At 60.5% G+C, this 615-nt stretch carries 1 protein-coding gene; it reads left to right on the top strand.

Annotated elements, in window-relative coordinates; all coding sequences use genetic code 11:
* On the top strand, nt 1-491 hold a 491-nt coding region (locus GVL03_RS19130), incomplete at its 5' end, for a DUF4400 domain-containing protein (protein ID WP_159502571.1).
* Nucleotides 492-615 lie beyond the last annotated feature (124 nt).

Raw genomic sequence — 615 nt, 5'->3', positions numbered from 1 at the left:
GAATGCGCGAGCAGCGACAGATCGTCGACTGGCTGGGCGCGGAAACGGACCAATGGATCATGGACCGAATCCTCGACCTGCTCAGTTGGGTCAACGCCCAGGCCGGCGAGGTGATGGAACAGGCGGCAAGCAGCGGCAACAAGAAGATCGACATGTGGGTGGTCGATCGCATTCACGCCACCGCCATCTGGTCCCACGTGGTGCTCTATCGGCTGGGGATGATCGTGATGTGGATGGCCTTCGCACTGCCATGTCTGCTCGCAGCCTTCTCGGATGGCTTCTACCAGCGGCAAATTGCAAAGGCGTCCTTCAGGTCTCAGAGCCCTCGCCTGCACAAGGGCGGAGTCGACCTGGCGAGGCTCGTCGGCGCGTGCTTGATCGCGTGGATTTTCGCGCCGGTCTTCGTGTCGACGTTGGTGGCCCCTGTCGCGATCGGCGTGATGTCCTTCGCCTGGTGGGTCTGGATGGCAAACCTCCAGAAGCGGATTTGAAGATGACCGATGCGATTCAACTAGCCAAGCGCAATTTCCGGGCCCAGCCCATTCTTTGTGCGCGTACCAAGGTCATCACTGGCCTGGAACTGCTGAATCGAAATCGGCTGGACTTCGGGGATGC

The organism is Microbacterium sp. 18062 (assembly GCF_902706225.1).
In the GTDB taxonomy this organism is placed as follows: domain Bacteria; phylum Actinomycetota; class Actinomycetes; order Actinomycetales; family Microbacteriaceae; genus Microbacterium.
Note: the sequence above shows the minus strand (reverse complement) of the source record. Positions and strands in the feature narration are given on the sequence as shown.